General features: G+C 59.1%; 8 protein-coding genes and 1 tRNA gene. 7 read left to right on the forward strand and 2 right to left on the reverse strand.

The window, feature by feature from the left end; translation table 11 throughout:
• The first annotated feature begins 37 nt into the window (after window positions 1-37).
• From ELE36_RS04025 to ELE36_RS04040, 4 genes are all read left to right on the forward strand, one after another.
• Window positions 38-113: transfer RNA gene (locus ELE36_RS04025), tRNA-Lys, on the forward strand.
• Window positions 114-563: 450 nt separating this feature from the next.
• Window positions 564-4,379: an Ig-like domain-containing protein gene (locus tag ELE36_RS04030; protein ID WP_165371466.1), complete on the forward strand. Its 3,816-nt coding sequence runs from the start codon at window positions 564-566 to the stop codon at window positions 4,377-4,379.
• A 367-nt stretch (window positions 4,380-4,746) separates the two neighbouring features.
• Complete coding sequence (locus ELE36_RS04035) at window positions 4,747-6,906, forward strand: AsmA family protein (RefSeq protein WP_165371467.1); 2,160 nt, start codon at window positions 4,747-4,749, stop codon at window positions 6,904-6,906.
• 4 nt (window positions 6,907-6,910) lie between these two features.
• On the forward strand, window positions 6,911-7,399 hold the full coding sequence (locus ELE36_RS04040; RefSeq protein ID WP_129831871.1) for a GNAT family N-acetyltransferase: 489 nt from the start codon (window positions 6,911-6,913) through the stop codon (window positions 7,397-7,399).
• On the opposite strand, the gene ELE36_RS04045 is transcribed toward ELE36_RS04040, so the two are convergent.
• Window positions 7,396-10,032, reverse strand: a complete 2,637-nt coding sequence (locus ELE36_RS04045) for a serine/threonine-protein kinase (protein ID WP_242512415.1) — start codon at window positions 10,030-10,032, stop codon at window positions 7,396-7,398. The two genes, ELE36_RS04040 and ELE36_RS04045, sit on opposite strands and share 4 nt — an antisense overlap.
• A gap of 346 nt (window positions 10,033-10,378) precedes the next feature.
• Here ELE36_RS04045 and ELE36_RS04050 point away from each other — a divergent pair, with 346 nt between their 5' ends.
• The 3 genes from ELE36_RS04050 to ELE36_RS04060 all read left to right on the forward strand — a co-directional run bounded on the left by ELE36_RS04050 (window position 10,379) and on the right by ELE36_RS04060 (window position 11,978).
• On the forward strand, window positions 10,379-10,843 hold the full coding sequence (locus tag ELE36_RS04050; protein ID WP_165371468.1) for a hemerythrin domain-containing protein: 465 nt from the start codon (window positions 10,379-10,381) through the stop codon (window positions 10,841-10,843).
• 81 nt (window positions 10,844-10,924) lie between these two features.
• The gene (locus ELE36_RS04055) at window positions 10,925-11,500 is read left to right on the forward strand and encodes an ECF-type sigma factor (RefSeq protein ID WP_129831874.1); all 576 of its coding nucleotides are present in this window, start codon (window positions 10,925-10,927) and stop codon (window positions 11,498-11,500) included.
• 196 nt (window positions 11,501-11,696) lie between these two features.
• Entirely contained in the window at window positions 11,697-11,978 is a 282-nt protein-coding gene (locus tag ELE36_RS04060; protein WP_129831875.1) for a hypothetical protein, read from the forward strand.
• A gap of 17 nt (window positions 11,979-11,995) precedes the next feature.
• On the opposite strand, the gene recQ is transcribed toward ELE36_RS04060, so the two are convergent.
• Window positions 11,996-13,813 carry a DNA helicase RecQ gene (gene recQ / locus ELE36_RS04065; RefSeq protein WP_129831876.1) on the reverse strand — a complete coding sequence of 606 codons (1,818 nt, stop codon included), beginning with the start codon at window positions 13,811-13,813 and terminating at the stop codon, window positions 11,996-11,998.
• Between the last annotated feature and the right edge of the window lie 186 nt (window positions 13,814-13,999).

Consider the following 13,999-nt stretch of genomic DNA (forward strand, 5'->3'; position numbering starts at 1 on the left):
GTTGAGATTCATCGTCACGGCGTTCTGCATACACCTTGGGCCGTTAGCTCAGTTGGTAGAGCAGCGGACTTTTAATCCGTTGGTCGATGGTTCGAATCCATCACGGCCCACCACAGAACAAAATCGCTTGTGCCCACGCATGTTGGGTATTCACGCGCGTGCATAATTTTGGCGTGATTACATCGTGCGGACGCTCGATCATCATGCAAGAGCCGGTCGATTCTCAAGCAGCCCCGTCGCGGCGTGGACGCGTTGCACAAGGTGCGTAAACGCCCAACGGCGAACTGTGTGCTCGCCCTGGATGATCGCAATGGCCGTGCTCGCATCGCGAGTTTGATATTGCACATCTCGTGCGCAAGGGGGGCGCGACTGGCTTCGGGCTAGCTGTCACCACGTATCTTTCGCGGTGCATGTCGCAAATTCCCGGGAAACGGCGTTCTCCGCACGTATCCGATCAAGCGCCTTGGGGACCGACCATGTATCGATGCACCTTCTGTAAAGATCACGCAATGCGATTAATGCGTCGGCTTGGAGTCTTGGCATTTGCATTGAGCCTGATGTGCATGGCCACATCGGTTGTGGCCGCAACGTGGGTTCAGTCCGGCAGCCTGCATACCGTTCGCATCAATGCCAGCGCAGCATTATTGCCCAATGGCTTGGTGCTCGTGGCCGGTGGCTCGAACGATTCCGGTGCGATGAAAAGTGCGGAACTGTACGACCCGGTGAGCGGAACCTTCGCGATCACCGGATCGATGATTACCGCGCGACAAGGCGCCACCGCAACGGTACTGGCAAACGGCTCGGTGCTGATCGCTGGAGGCGCAGACAGCAGCGGCTCGCTAGCCAGTGCAGAAATATACAATGTAACAAATGGGACTTTTACCGCCACGGGGGCGATGGTCGGCGCGCGCAGCGGTGCGACGGCAACCTTGCTTGGCGATGGACGCTTGTTGGTCGTCGGTGGTGGCAGTGGTGGTAGTTCGATCGGTACTGCCGAGCTCTACGATCCCGCGACTGGCCAGTTTCATTCGACCGGTTCGCTGCAGACAACACGGCTCGCGGCTACGGCCACGCTATTGCCGGACGGACGCGTGTTGGTCGCTGGCGGCCACATCGCGGGATTTTTTTCCGTTTCCACGCCGGTCGTGGAAATTTACGATCCGGCCACCGGCGCCTTTACTGCTGCTGCGGCGATGTCTGTTGCGCGCGAATCGGCGACAGCGGTGCTGCTGGCAAATGGTCGCGTGCTGATTGTCGGCGGGATATCAGAGGGCGTAGCGCAGACCACGATTGCGGCGAGCGCCGAGTCATACAACCCGGTGACCAATGCATGGGCCATAACCGGCCTGCTTGCTCAAGCGCGCTATGGTGCCAATGCAGTGCTGCTGCCACATGGCGACGTGCTGGTTATCGGTGGTTATGGGGTGATAGGTGCGGGTGGCTTTCTGGCGAGTACAGAAATATACAATGCGGCATCCGGCACGTTTTCCTCTGCCGGCAGCATGCTCAGTGCGCGAGAATACGCCAATGCCGTGCTGCTGCCGGATGCGCGCGTGCTGGTCGTTGGCGGCGTAAACAGTAGTGGCTATCTGACCAAGGCCGAAATCTACGATGGCACGAGCGGCACCTTCGCGGCGACAGGATCGGTATCCACGTTATGCAATGCGCCGATCGCGACGCCGCTGCCGGATGGTCGAATTCTTCTGATCGGTTGCGATAATTTGTCTACGGCCGCCGGGCCCGGGCAGATTTATGATCCGGCAACCGGTAGTTTTGCCACGACCGCGGCACCGTATTACAGCCGTTATGGCGGTTCGGCAACTCTGCTCGGCAATGGTCAGATACTCATCGCCGGTGGACTGAACGGGCAAGGGACGGCAGAGCAATACGACGCAGTGGCTGGTGTGTTCAATTTCGTCGGGGCACCGCACCAGGATCGGTATGGCGGAACGACGACGCTTCTGCCAAACGGGACCGTTCTGTTTGCCGGCGGGATTGACTTTTATATTGACAATACACCGCTGCAGAACGCAGAGATCTACGATCCCGGCACCCGGCAGTTCCAACGAGTGCCGAGCGGAATGCAGTCAGGGCGTTGGGCGGCAACCGCTACGCTGTTGGCAAACGGCAAGGTGTTGATTGCTGGCGGCGCAACCGATTTCAATCCGGGCACGCCGATCGCCAAGGCCGACATCTATGATCCAGCCACGCAGGCATTCACGATCACTGGACCGCTCGGTTCGCCGCGCGCGGCGGCCACCGCAACTTTGCTGCCCAATGGAAAAGTGCTGATTGCGGGCGGCTATATAAAGACTGGCGTGAGCGCGACCACGGCTACCGCCGAGCTGTATGACCCGGCGACAGGTCATTTCGCCGCGACCGGAAGTATGGCGAGCGAGCGCCAGAACGCAACTGCATTGCTGCTGCCGAACGGCAAGGTAATGATTGTCGGCGGCATCAACAACGCCTACCAGGTACTCGCAAGCGCAGAGATATACGATCCCGCAACCGGCATTTTCAGTGCCGCTGGCACGATGACGACACCGCGCGAATATACCTCGGCGGCGCTGCTCGCGGATGGTCGACCACTGATCGTCGGCGGCTATTTCAACGACAGCACATACGACGTGCTGAAAAGCGCCGAAGTTTATGATCGCGGCTTGGGGATCGACAACACGCGGCGCCCGCGCATCGACCAAATCGCGATCACTGCGCCCTCGCAACCGCTGGTGCTGAATATCACTGGCAGCGGATTTCGGGCTTCCACCCGACAGGCATCGGGTTCGGTTTTGGGCAGCGAAGCGGCCAGTGGTGGCGCCGCAAGCGCGGCGACCAATTACCCGATCGTGGTACTGCAACGTATCGACAACGAGCAGCAGTTTTTCCTGCGCTCCGATCCGGCCCAGGCCTGGAGCGACACGAGTTTCTCGTCGGTCATATTATCCGGCATGCCGCAAGGATTTTACCGCGCAACCGTCATCGTCAATGCCGTGCCAAGCAAGTCGCGCCTGGTGGCGATCGCGCCACCTTCGAAGGTGACAGTGATGCATGGTGATCCGCAAAGCACGCAGGTGAACACCCAGTTTGCGCAGATTCTGCAGGCGGTCGTAAGCGATGCGAACGGTAATCCCATCCAGGGCGCCATCGTCAGCTTTTCTTGTAGCCCGGCGAGCAACGGCGCGTGCATCGTCAACGCAGTTCCGGTGACCAGCGACGCGCAGGGGCTGGTATCGACGTTAGTCACCGCAAACACCAAAGCCGGCACTTATATGGTGCAGGCGAGCATCAACGGCAATGCGCTGGCGACGTTTCATCTGAGCAATATGCCCGGTTCCGTAGCAAATTTGAGCAAAAGTGGTTCGCCACAAAGTACACAAGTAAACACAGCTTTCGCCAGCGCGTTGCAGGTGATCGCGAGCGACACGTTCGGCAATCCTGTCCCCGGTGCGGTGGTGAATTTTTCTGTCCCCGGCAGCGGCGCGAACGCCATATTGACCGGCAATCCGGCAACAACGAATGTGAGTGGCGTAGCGACTGTTACGGCCTTGGCGAATATCGTCGCTGGCAGCTATCTGGTCAACGCTGCAACCGCTGCGCTGACGACACCGTTTAGTCTCACCAATTTGGCTGGCCCTGCGACACGAATCGTGGCGCAGAACGGGCCGGATTTCATCGGTATCGCTGGTGCTGCGCTGGTGCCGCCGCCGAGCGCGCAGGTGACAGATACGTTCAACAATCCGGTCGCGGGCGTGAGCGTGATGTTCGCCACCGTCGGTAGCAACAGCGGTTCGATCAGCGCAGAGAATCCCATAACTGGCAGCAACGGCAACGCCGCAGTTGGCAGTTGGATACTTGCTGCTGATCCCGGCACGAATACATTGCAGGCGAGTGCGGTCGGTTTGAGTGGCAGCCCGGTACAGTTTACGGCCAGCGGTTCGCCATCTGTCGATATCGCCGTGGTGCTGACCAACAATCGCAGTTTTGTGCAATACGGGCACGCACTGGATTATGTCATAGTGGTGACGGCGGCCGGCCCGTCGAATGCGCACAATATCCAAGTCACCGACCTGCTGCCTCCGCAACTGGATGCCGCCAGCGTGCATTGGGTTTGCATTCCCGCCGTGGGCGCCACGTGTGCGTCGAGCGGAAACGGCAACCTTGTGAACCAAGCCGCCGATGTGCCGAGTGGGAGCAGCGTAACGTTCGTGCTATCAGCGACGGTATTGAACAGCCAATCGATCGCCATCAACGAAATCACGAATACAGCCAGCATCACAACAGTGGGCGATATCAACACGAACAACAATGCTGCTACTGCTCACACCCAGGCGGTGATCTTCCGCAACGCATTCGAAGCCGGTGGCGATGGTGCGCAGTGACCTGATGGACTGGATGATGCGACGAGGGCTGAAGAAACAAGCAATGCCATCGATGGAATATCGCTCTTTGGCGAATTCGCGATTGACGCGATACACACAGTCGACGATGTAAAAATCTTTTTAGGATATGGCGCAATCCCGTGCGGTGATCGCCAGCGCGCAAGGCTGGCAATCGCCTTGGCCTGATATTGCGATATCGTCTGGATCAACGGCTTTTTCTCGGTCGAGCAAGGCGCGCGATACGTTGCATTTTCCGGCAACATCGAGAATCACGAGCTTGTTGAAAGTACCATCGACCCAAGATGGTGCGACATCGCGTCGAATAAATCGGGTAGATTCGCTCTACACAAGGATTACGAAAAATTTCATGACGCGTATACGTAAAATTTTTCTGGGCATTGGCTGCGTCTTGTTGCTTATCGTATTGGTTGGCTGGATTGCCATCGTGAGCTACGACTGGAATCGCGCCAAACCGTGGCTAACAGAAACCGTCGGACATGCGCTCAACCGCAGCGTAACCATCGACGGCGATCTGCGTGTGAGCTGGCAGCGTGATCCTGAATTGCGCGGCTGGCGGGCGTGGCTGCCGGGGCCGCACATCACCGCGGCAAACATCACGGTAGGCAATGCCGACTGGGCCAAGACGCGCACGTTCGCGACGCTGAAAGGCATTGAGTTCGATCTCTCCGTGTTGCCGCTGTTGCTGCATACCGTGTCGATTCCGTCTTTGCGGTTTATCGAACCGAGCGCGCATTTCGAGCGCATGGTCGATGGCCGCGACAACTGGACGATTGCCGAGAATGACAACAACAATGCGTCGTCATGGCATCTCGATCTCGGTCGGATCGCGTTCGATCAGGGCGAGTTCACCGTGCTTGACCGGCAGAACACCCTCGACGCCAAACTGCACGTCGAAACGCTCAAGGCATCGATAGCGTTCGATGAAATCGTCGCGCAGCAACAAGCAGCATCGCGCCAGGAAGCGACTTTGCGTGTGGGTGCCGACGGCGTGAAAAAACTTGCGGTGCGCGCCGACAAACAAACCGAAACCGCGCGTGCCAACACCGCGGCAGTGCAGCGTTATGCCTTCAACGTGAAGGTCGAAGGAACATTCAAGGGCTTGCCGGTTCAGGGCAACGGCAAGATCGGCGGTGTATTCGCATTGAAAAATCCGGATCGTCCGTTTCCTATGCATGCCGATGTGCGCATCGGCGATACGCGCATCGCCTTCGTCGGCACGCTGATCGATCCGACCGACCTGGACGCGCTCGATCTGCGTCTGTGGTTGTCGGGCAAAAGTCTCGCGCAACTCTACGATATTCTCAAAATAACCCTGCCCGATTCGCCGCCATACGCGACCGAAGGACACCTCATCGGACGCTTCACCGCGCACGACAAAAAGCTGCGTTACGAAAATTTCTCGGCACGCGTCGGCGGCAGTGATCTCGGTGGCGATCTGCGATATGAAACCAAGTTGCCGCGGCCACTATTGTCGGGAAAAGTGGATTCTGATCTGCTGCAGTTTCGTGATCTGGCGCCGCTGATCGGCGCCGGCCCGGTGCAGAGCGAGTCGTCGGATAAAGAGGCGCCGCTGAAAGCTGCTAACAAGGTATTGCCAGTGGAGCCGTTCCGTCCCGAGCGCTGGCAGAAGATGGATGCGGACGTGCGCTTCACCGGCGATCGCGTCTTCCGCGACGCTGAATTGCCGATCCACAAAGTTGATACGCGCATCGTCATGGACAATGCCGTGCTGTCGCTCGATCCGCTGAAATTCCGGCTGGCATTTGGCGACGTGACATCGAGTTTGCGCATGGACGGTCGTACCGTGCCGATCAAGGCGACGCTAAAATTGAGCGCGCGCGGCATGCAGCTCGCGCGCATGATTCCCGCGGCGCAGGCGACCAATACCAAGCTCGGCCAAGCCAATGCCGAGGCGAATCTGCAAGCCAGCGGTGACTCGGTCGCGGCGCTGCTCGGCGTGGCCAGCGGCGAGCTGAAACTGGTGCTGGATCGCGGCACGATCAGCAAGGCGCTGGTCGAAACCGCGGGCTTGAATATGCCGAACATCATCGTTGCCAAATTGTTCGGCGACAAGCAAGTCGATATCAATTGCGCCGCGGCAGATTTTGTCGCGACTGACGGCGTGCTCGATACGCGGCTATTCCTGATCGATACCGACATCGCCGCGATCGATGTCACCGGCAAGATCAATCTCGCCAGCGAGCAGCTCGATCTCACCGTGCATCCGAACAGCAAGGGACTGCGCTTGTTATCGCTGCGCTCGCCGATTCATGTGCAAGGGCCGTTCAAGCAGCCGGACGTGAGCATCGACAAGGGCGCGCTGATTCTGCGCGGTGCCGGTGCGGTGGCGCTCGGTTTGATCGCCGCGCCGATCGCTGCATTATTGCCGCTGACCGCGGCGAACATCGGCGGCGATGACGATAATCGCTGCGCGCCCTTGCTTGCACAAATGCAGCACGCCGCGATGGCGCCGAGCACGCCCAATACCCCAACCAAAAAGAAATAACTGAATGTTGCGTTATGCCACTCCCGCGGATTTCGATGCGATCCTCGCGCTGAATGCCGGATCGGTACATTTTCTGAGTGCGCTCGATGCGCCGCGACTCGCACGCCTGCACGGCTTTGCCGCATATCACAAGGTGGTGCAGGACGAAGAAAAAAATGTCGCGGCATTCCTGCTCGCGTTTCGCGAAGGCGTGGATTACGACAGCCCGAACTATCGCTGGTTTGCCGAGCGCTACGATGCGTTTATTTATATCGATCGTGTGGTGATCGCCGCGGACGCAAGAGGCGGCGGTATTGGTGCCACGCTGTATACCGACCTGTTCGAATTTGCGCGCAGCGAAGGCATGAAGATTGTTGCATGCGAGTTCGATCTCGATCCGCCAAATCCCGCGTCGCAGCGGTTTCACGAGCGACAGGGATTTCGCGAGGTCGGCACGCAGCAGTTGCACGGCGGCAAAAAGCGCGTGTCGTTGCAGGTCAGGGAAATTTCCTAATCGCCGGCAACTGCCTTGCTGGAATTACGCAACGCGGCAGCGGGATCGGCGATATTACGACGCAAATCACGCATGGCGGCGCTATCGACCGGATATACACGCGACGCCCGTTCGATTGCTTCATCCCATAACGGTTTCGCCGCCGAATCGCCCAGCGCATATCGCAGCAGACCGAGCTGATATAAATTCTGCACGACGGCGGGACTGTCGGGATCGAGCTTCGCGCGGCGAATCTTCAACGCCTCCTCGGCATCGCGCGCCGCTTCGTCATAACGCTGCAATCCGAGCAATGCCTGGCTGCGCGACGCGAGTGAGTCGGCGAGTTCGGGATGATCCGCGGCCAGTGCGTGACGTCGTAATATCAGCGCGTGATCGAAACGGATCAACGCTGCGGCAAAATTGCCGCGTCGGAGTTCGAGTTCACCAGCGTTGTTTTCTGGAAACGCGACATACGCATGATTGTCGCCGAGCGCGGCGCGATACGCGCGATCGGCGGTGGCGTAATGCTGTAGTGCCTGATCGTAATTGCCGGCGCCGCGATCAATGTTGCCGAGCATATTTTGCGCGTTGGCATAATCGGAATTCGCTTCACCGAACAAGGCCAGATTGCGCGCGCCGGTCGCTTCGAGCAACGGACGCGCGGCGTCGGCGTCGCCAATATCCATCAGCAGCATCGCGAGGTTCTGCTCGGTGCCGGTGGTGCGGTAATGATCTTCGCCGTAGTCGCGGCGATAGATTGCGAGGGCGCGTTCGAGTTCAACTCTGGCGGCTTTCGGATCGCCACGGTCGCGCAACAATAGTCCGAGATTATTGTGGATGGCAGCGGCTTTGACCGAATCCGCCGTGCCTGCGCGATCGGCAAACGCAAGTGCGCTGGCGAACTCGACACGCGCCGTCGCAAAGTCGCCGAGCGCCTTCAGCGCGAGCGCCTTGTAGCTGTGCACCGTGGCGCGTTCGTCCAGCGCGCGCGGTGAATCGATTTGCAGCAGCGTGTCGGCTTCATCGAGCAAGTTCAGGGCGGCGCGTGAATCACCCTGGCGATGGGTGATCCACGCCATCGCGCGCAACGCATGGCCAAAATCCAGCGGATCCGCATCGGTCGCATTGCGCTGGATATCGATCGATTCCTGCAACGGTTTGCGCGCGCGTGGAAAATCGCCGAGCGCGGAATACACTTCGCCGATCATCGCGAACAGGCGTGCGCGCTGCAACGGCTGGCGCGTCAATTCCTTCTCCAGATGCGTCGCGCCGCGTTCGAGAATCTGGTTGGCGTTGAGTTTCTCACCGCGATTCACACCGGGATCCGAAACCTGAAACAGTCCGACCAGAAAATCCGCCACGGCATTCGCGCGTTCGGCCTCGCGCGTGGCCGTGCTGGCCTGATGCAAAGCGAACACTACCGTGGCGCACAAAAACAGAATGACGATGATCGCGCTCGATACCGCATAACGATGCCGCGACACAAAACGCGCGAGTGTGTAAAGCAGACTCGGCCGCCGCGCAGCCACTGGCCGGTGCTGCAAAAATGCATCGAGATCGGCGACCAGCGCATCCATCGAGCCGTAGCGATTTGCCGGTAACTTGGACAGCATCTTTCGCACGATCGCATCGAGGTCGCCACCCAGTTGCCGCCGCAAACGTGGTACATCGACCGCGTCGCCCCAGACGCTGTGCGTCAGCACTGGATCCAGCGCACGTGGCAAAGTCATCGGCTCTTCTTCGGCGACTGCACGCGCCCACGCATAGGTGTCGGCGGGATCGGCGCGATACGGCGTAGTCCCCGTCAGCAGCTGGAAAAAAAGCATGCCGAGTTGATACACATCGGTAGCCACGGTAATGACTTCGTTGCGAAATTGTTCCGGCGCGGCGTAGTTCGCCGTCATCGGCGCGGCGGCGGTGCGCGTCAGCGCTGGATCATTGGTGTTGCCGATGAGTTTGGCGATGCCGAAATCCAGCAGTTTGATCTGGCCCGCATCGGTGACGAGGATATTCGACGGTTTGATATCGCGATGCACGACCAGGTTGCGATGCGCGTATGCCAGCGCGGCGGCGACATCACGCAACAGCCGCACGCGCTCGTCCACGCTGCACGCCGCCTCGACGCAATACAGCGTGATCGGCACGCCATCGACGTATTCCATGGTGTAGAACGCCTGGCCGTCGGGCAGCTCGCCGCCGTCGTACAAGGCGGCGATATTCGGATGCATGAGTCCGGCAAGTATCTGTCGTTCGCGCTCGAAACGCTCATGACCGGCGGCGCCCATTGCGGTCTGCACCACTTTCAGTGCAACGCTCTGGGTGAATTTTCCGTGTGCGCGTTCGGCCAGATAAACCATGCCCATGCCGCCCACGCCGAGCAGACGGGTGAGTCGATAGGCGCCGAATTGCCGCCCGAGCGTTTCATCCGCAGCGCGTGTGTCTTCGTCGCGCAATACCTGTGCCGCCAAACCGACGGCGTTGTTATCGAACAAACGTTGCGTGCGTTCTTGCTGGCTCAATAATCGGCGCAGATCGTCGCGCAATTCGGCAAAGTCCTCGGGCAGATGACGCAGAAAATTTTGCCGTTGCTGCGGAGGCAAATCCAGTGCCTGGTCGAGCAGGTTACGTAGTCGCTGCCACTTCCGAGCATCCATCTGCGCCACGCGATTTATCCTTCAAGGTTTCGCTGCATCACGAATGCAACGAGTGTGGAAACTCTTTCCTCAAGCGGCCATTGATGCCGATCCTGCCGCGCGAACATTGTGCCATTGCGATGGCGAGATCGTGCAACGGGTTTGATCGATACCCGGGACTCGCCGCGCCGCGAGCCGAATTACCGCAACCGGCTGCGCAGCGTCATGTCCGGTTTTTTCGCCGATCTCGTTTAGAAAAGTGCAGCAACAGTTCTGCGGCATGGCACGGCAACGGCAGCGAGAAAAACGCGTGATTTCAATTTTGAAACGATGGTTTGGTGGTGTTGGCAATCACCGGAGATCGGCGATGGTTTTGCCGCCGTCGCGGCCTCGCCGCAGCCATGAAAACTATCGGCCCGAGCTGGTGCCGACACTGCATGCCGAGCATCAGCAGCTGCTGGCGTTATTTTCTCTCGTGCAGCAAGCCTGCGAAAGCGATGACGCCATCGCTTGCCGCAATGCGGTGAATCGGTTTGGACAATTGCTGCGCGAACATCTGCTCACCGAAAATCGCTATCTGTACGGTTATTTTGCGCGGCATCTGCATCCTGATCCGGTCGCGGCACGTCGCATCACTGCGATGTCGATGGAAATGTTGCGGATCGGCAAACCGCTGCACCATTTCATCTCGACCTATACGCGCGGCGCATGGACGGCGGAGCAGCGCCGACGATTGCCAATCGATGTCGGCAACATCGGCGCGATCCTGCGCCATCGCATTGCCGAAGAAGAGCGTCTGCTGTATCCGCTGTATGCGCCGAGCGATGGATGATTGTGGCATGTGCACACGCGATCAAATTTGCAGCGCACTCCGCGCTATACTTTTTTTAATGGCGTTGCAGGGGAATAACGCATGACCGATCGGCCCGCAGTAACTGAACTTCTGGTGGCGTACGAACGTGGCGACAGCAGCGCGCAGGAACAGCTGTTTTCAGTCGTCTACGACGAATTGAAACGCATCGCGCGCGGTCACGTACGTCGTTCATCCGGCAATCTCACGGTGAATCCGACCGCGCTCGTGCACGAGGCGTGGATCAAGATCACGCGCGGCGAATCGCGCCAGTTCAACGACAGCGTGCATTTTTACAACCTGCTCGCGCAGGCAATGCGGCATGTGATTCTCGATCTGGCAAAACGGCGCAGCACCGAGCGGCACGGCCAGGGTTTTGCGCGCACTGAATTGAGCGAGGAAATCGAGCAGCCGGATCGTGCGCTCGATGAATTGCTCGCGGTTGATGCCGGTCTCGTGAAGTTGCAAGCCTGCGATGCCGAGCTGGCACAGCTGGTGGAATGGCATTTTTTCTGCGGCCTGTCATTTGTCGACATTGCCGCCGCGCGTGGTGTTACCGAGCGCACCGTGCGCCGGCATTGGGAAATGGCGCGACTGTTTCTGGTCGATGCAATCGGCGACGATGCTGCTGCGGTTTGAGCTTTGCGAAAGCCAGAAATCTGCGTGCATCAACTCTCCGGCAATCGCTGACTGGCGGCATTGTTGCCGTTGAGAAAAGTCAGCGCAGCTTTGCTATGGCGATGCGGCGCCGGAAACCGTTATGCTGATAACCGCTGCCAGCACGCAGCAAGAATCCATCGAAAGATGGCGCGATGGCGAACGGAGAAACCAGCACATGGCCAGCTTGAAACAGCTTCGACACGAACTGAATGCGCGCTCTGTACATGCGCAGATCGAGCTCGCGCGCACGCAGGCGTTGTGGCGCGGCACGCCCGGCGAAACTCTGCGTGCGGCGACGCTGATTACCGGCGGATTTACCGCGGGCATGTTGTTCGGCGGTAGTCGCGGCGTGCCGGTGAATGCGATCTGGCAGATGTTGGTTTCCAGCGTGCCAGCGGTATTGCAGGAATTTCTCGAAGCGCGTGCGGCAGCCGCGGCAAACACCGACGCGACCTGAACAAACTGCGATATTGCTTACGCCGAAAACTGGTTCAGTGTCGTCAAAATCTGCTCGCCGTAACGCTCGAGTTTGCGCGCCCCGACGCCGCTGATCTGGCCGAGATCGTCTTCGTTGCTCGGTCGCTGCTGCGCAATCGCGAGCAAAGTCACATCGTGGAATATCACATACGCCGGCACGTTTTGTTCACGTGCGAGTTGCGCGCGCAGGTTGCGCAACGCTTCCCATAACGCCTGATCCTGGCTGCGCAGCGTGCTGCCCGCGTTGCTGTTCTTTCCGCCCTTTTTGCCGCGGGTTCGCTCGCGCTTCTGTTCGACATCGCGTCGCAGTGCGACCGGCTGCTCGCCCTTCAGCACGGCACGACTCGCCGCGCTCAAACGCAAGCTGCCGAAACCTTGCACATCGACTTCGAGTAAACCGTTCGCGACCATCTGGCGGAAGATGCTGCGCCATTCTTTTTCGCTGAGCTCGGCGCCGATGCCGAACGTACTAAGTTGCTGATGACCGAATTGCAGCACGCGTTCGTTTTCTTCGCCACGCAGAATCGCGACCACATGCGCCACGCCAAATCGTTGGCCGCTGCGATACACGCACGACAACGCCTTTTGCACTGCAAGCGTCGCATCCCAGGTTTCCGCCGGTTCGAGGCAGTTGTCGCAATTGCCGCATGCGTCCGCCGCAAGTTGACCGAACGCGGCGAGCAGGCTCTGACGTCGACAACGCACCGATTCGCAAAAGCCGATCAGCGCATCAAGCTTGTGCCGTTCCAGCCGCTTGCGTTCCTCGCTGGCATCGCCATTGGCGATCATCTGACTCAGCGAAACCACATCGCCGAGGCCGTACAACATCCACGCATCGGCGGGCTGTCCATCACGACCTGCGCGACCGGTTTCCTGATAATAACCCTCGATACTTTTCGGCAAATCCATATGCACCACAAAACGCACATCGGGTTTGTCGATGCCCATGCCGAACGCAATCGTTGCGACCATCACCACGCCATCTTCGCGCAAAAAACGGCGCTGATTCGTCGCGCGCGCCGTCGCATCCATGCCGGCGTGATAGGGCAGGGCGTTGATGTCGTTATCGCAAAGCCACGCCGCGGTTTCGTCGACCTTCTTGCGCGACAGGCAATAGATGATTCCGGCGTCACCGTCGTGCGTCGCAAGAAAATCCTTGAGCTGGCGTCGACCATTGTCCTTTTGCTGAACACGATAACGGATATTCGGTCGATCAAAACTCGCAACAAACTGGCGCGCGTCTTCGAGCCCGAGACGCTCGACGATTTCGCGTCGCGTCGGTTCATCGGCGGTAGCGGTCAGCGCGATGCGCGGCACGTTCGGATAACGTTCGTGCAGCAAATTTAGCTCGCGATATTCGGGTCGGAAATCATGGCCCCATTGCGATACGCAATGCGCCTCGTCGATGGCGAACAACGCAATCTTTGCCTCGTCCATCAGGGCGAGAAAACGCGACGTCAGCAAACGTTCCGGGGCGACATACAGCAGGTCGAGCTCGCCGCGCCGCAGTTGCTGCTCCACCGCGTAGGCGGCTTGGCCATCCAGCGAGGAGTTCAGCAAACCCGCACGCACGCCGAGCTGCGCCAGCGCATCGACCTGATCCTGCATCAGCGCGATCAACGGCGAAATCACGATCGCCGTGCCATCGCGCAACAGCGCCGGAATCTGGTAACACAAGGATTTGCCACCGCCCGTCGGCATCAGCACCAGGCTGTCGCCGCCGCTGGCCAGATGCTCGACGATGGCTTCTTGTTCGCCGCGAAAATCAGGATAACCAAAGATGTTGCGGAGCGTATCGCGAGCGCGTGTAGTCATGTTGTCTATGCTAACAAAGCACGCAGCGGCGCAGCGGATTTTTATTGGATGTCTGGCGTTTAAGCTAAGTGATCGCTGCCGCGAGAGTTGGGGTTTACCGCTGGGCACACGCAGACATGGACAGGAGCTACTAATGGGGAGCGCATTCTTTGCCAAAGTTCGAAATCTTCCCACCAACTAAGACTG

This window comes from Pseudolysobacter antarcticus (genome assembly GCF_004168365.1).
In the GTDB taxonomy this organism is placed as follows: Bacteria; Pseudomonadota; Gammaproteobacteria; order Xanthomonadales; family Rhodanobacteraceae; genus Pseudolysobacter; species Pseudolysobacter antarcticus.

Bases quoted from the DNA above. Each gene is read 5' to 3' on its own strand.
- recQ (WP_129831876.1), bottom strand. From the start codon at position 13,813: ATGACTACACGCGCTCGCGATACGCTCCGCAACATCTTTGGTTATCCT.
- ELE36_RS04050 (WP_165371468.1), top strand. From the start codon at position 10,379: ATGGTTTTGCCGCCGTCGCGGCCTCGCCGCAGCCATGAAAACTATCGG.
- ELE36_RS04040 (WP_129831871.1), top strand. From the start codon at position 6,911: ATGTTGCGTTATGCCACTCCCGCGGATTTCGATGCGATCCTCGCGCTG.
- ELE36_RS04035 (WP_165371467.1), top strand. From the start codon at position 4,747: ATGACGCGTATACGTAAAATTTTTCTGGGCATTGGCTGCGTCTTGTTG.
- ELE36_RS04045 (WP_242512415.1), bottom strand. From the start codon at position 10,032: ATGGATGCTCGGAAGTGGCAGCGACTACGTAACCTGCTCGACCAGGCA.
- ELE36_RS04060 (WP_129831875.1), top strand. From the start codon at position 11,697: ATGGCCAGCTTGAAACAGCTTCGACACGAACTGAATGCGCGCTCTGTA.
- ELE36_RS04055 (WP_129831874.1), top strand. From the start codon at position 10,925: ATGACCGATCGGCCCGCAGTAACTGAACTTCTGGTGGCGTACGAACGT.
- ELE36_RS04030 (WP_165371466.1), top strand. From the start codon at position 564: ATGGCCACATCGGTTGTGGCCGCAACGTGGGTTCAGTCCGGCAGCCTG.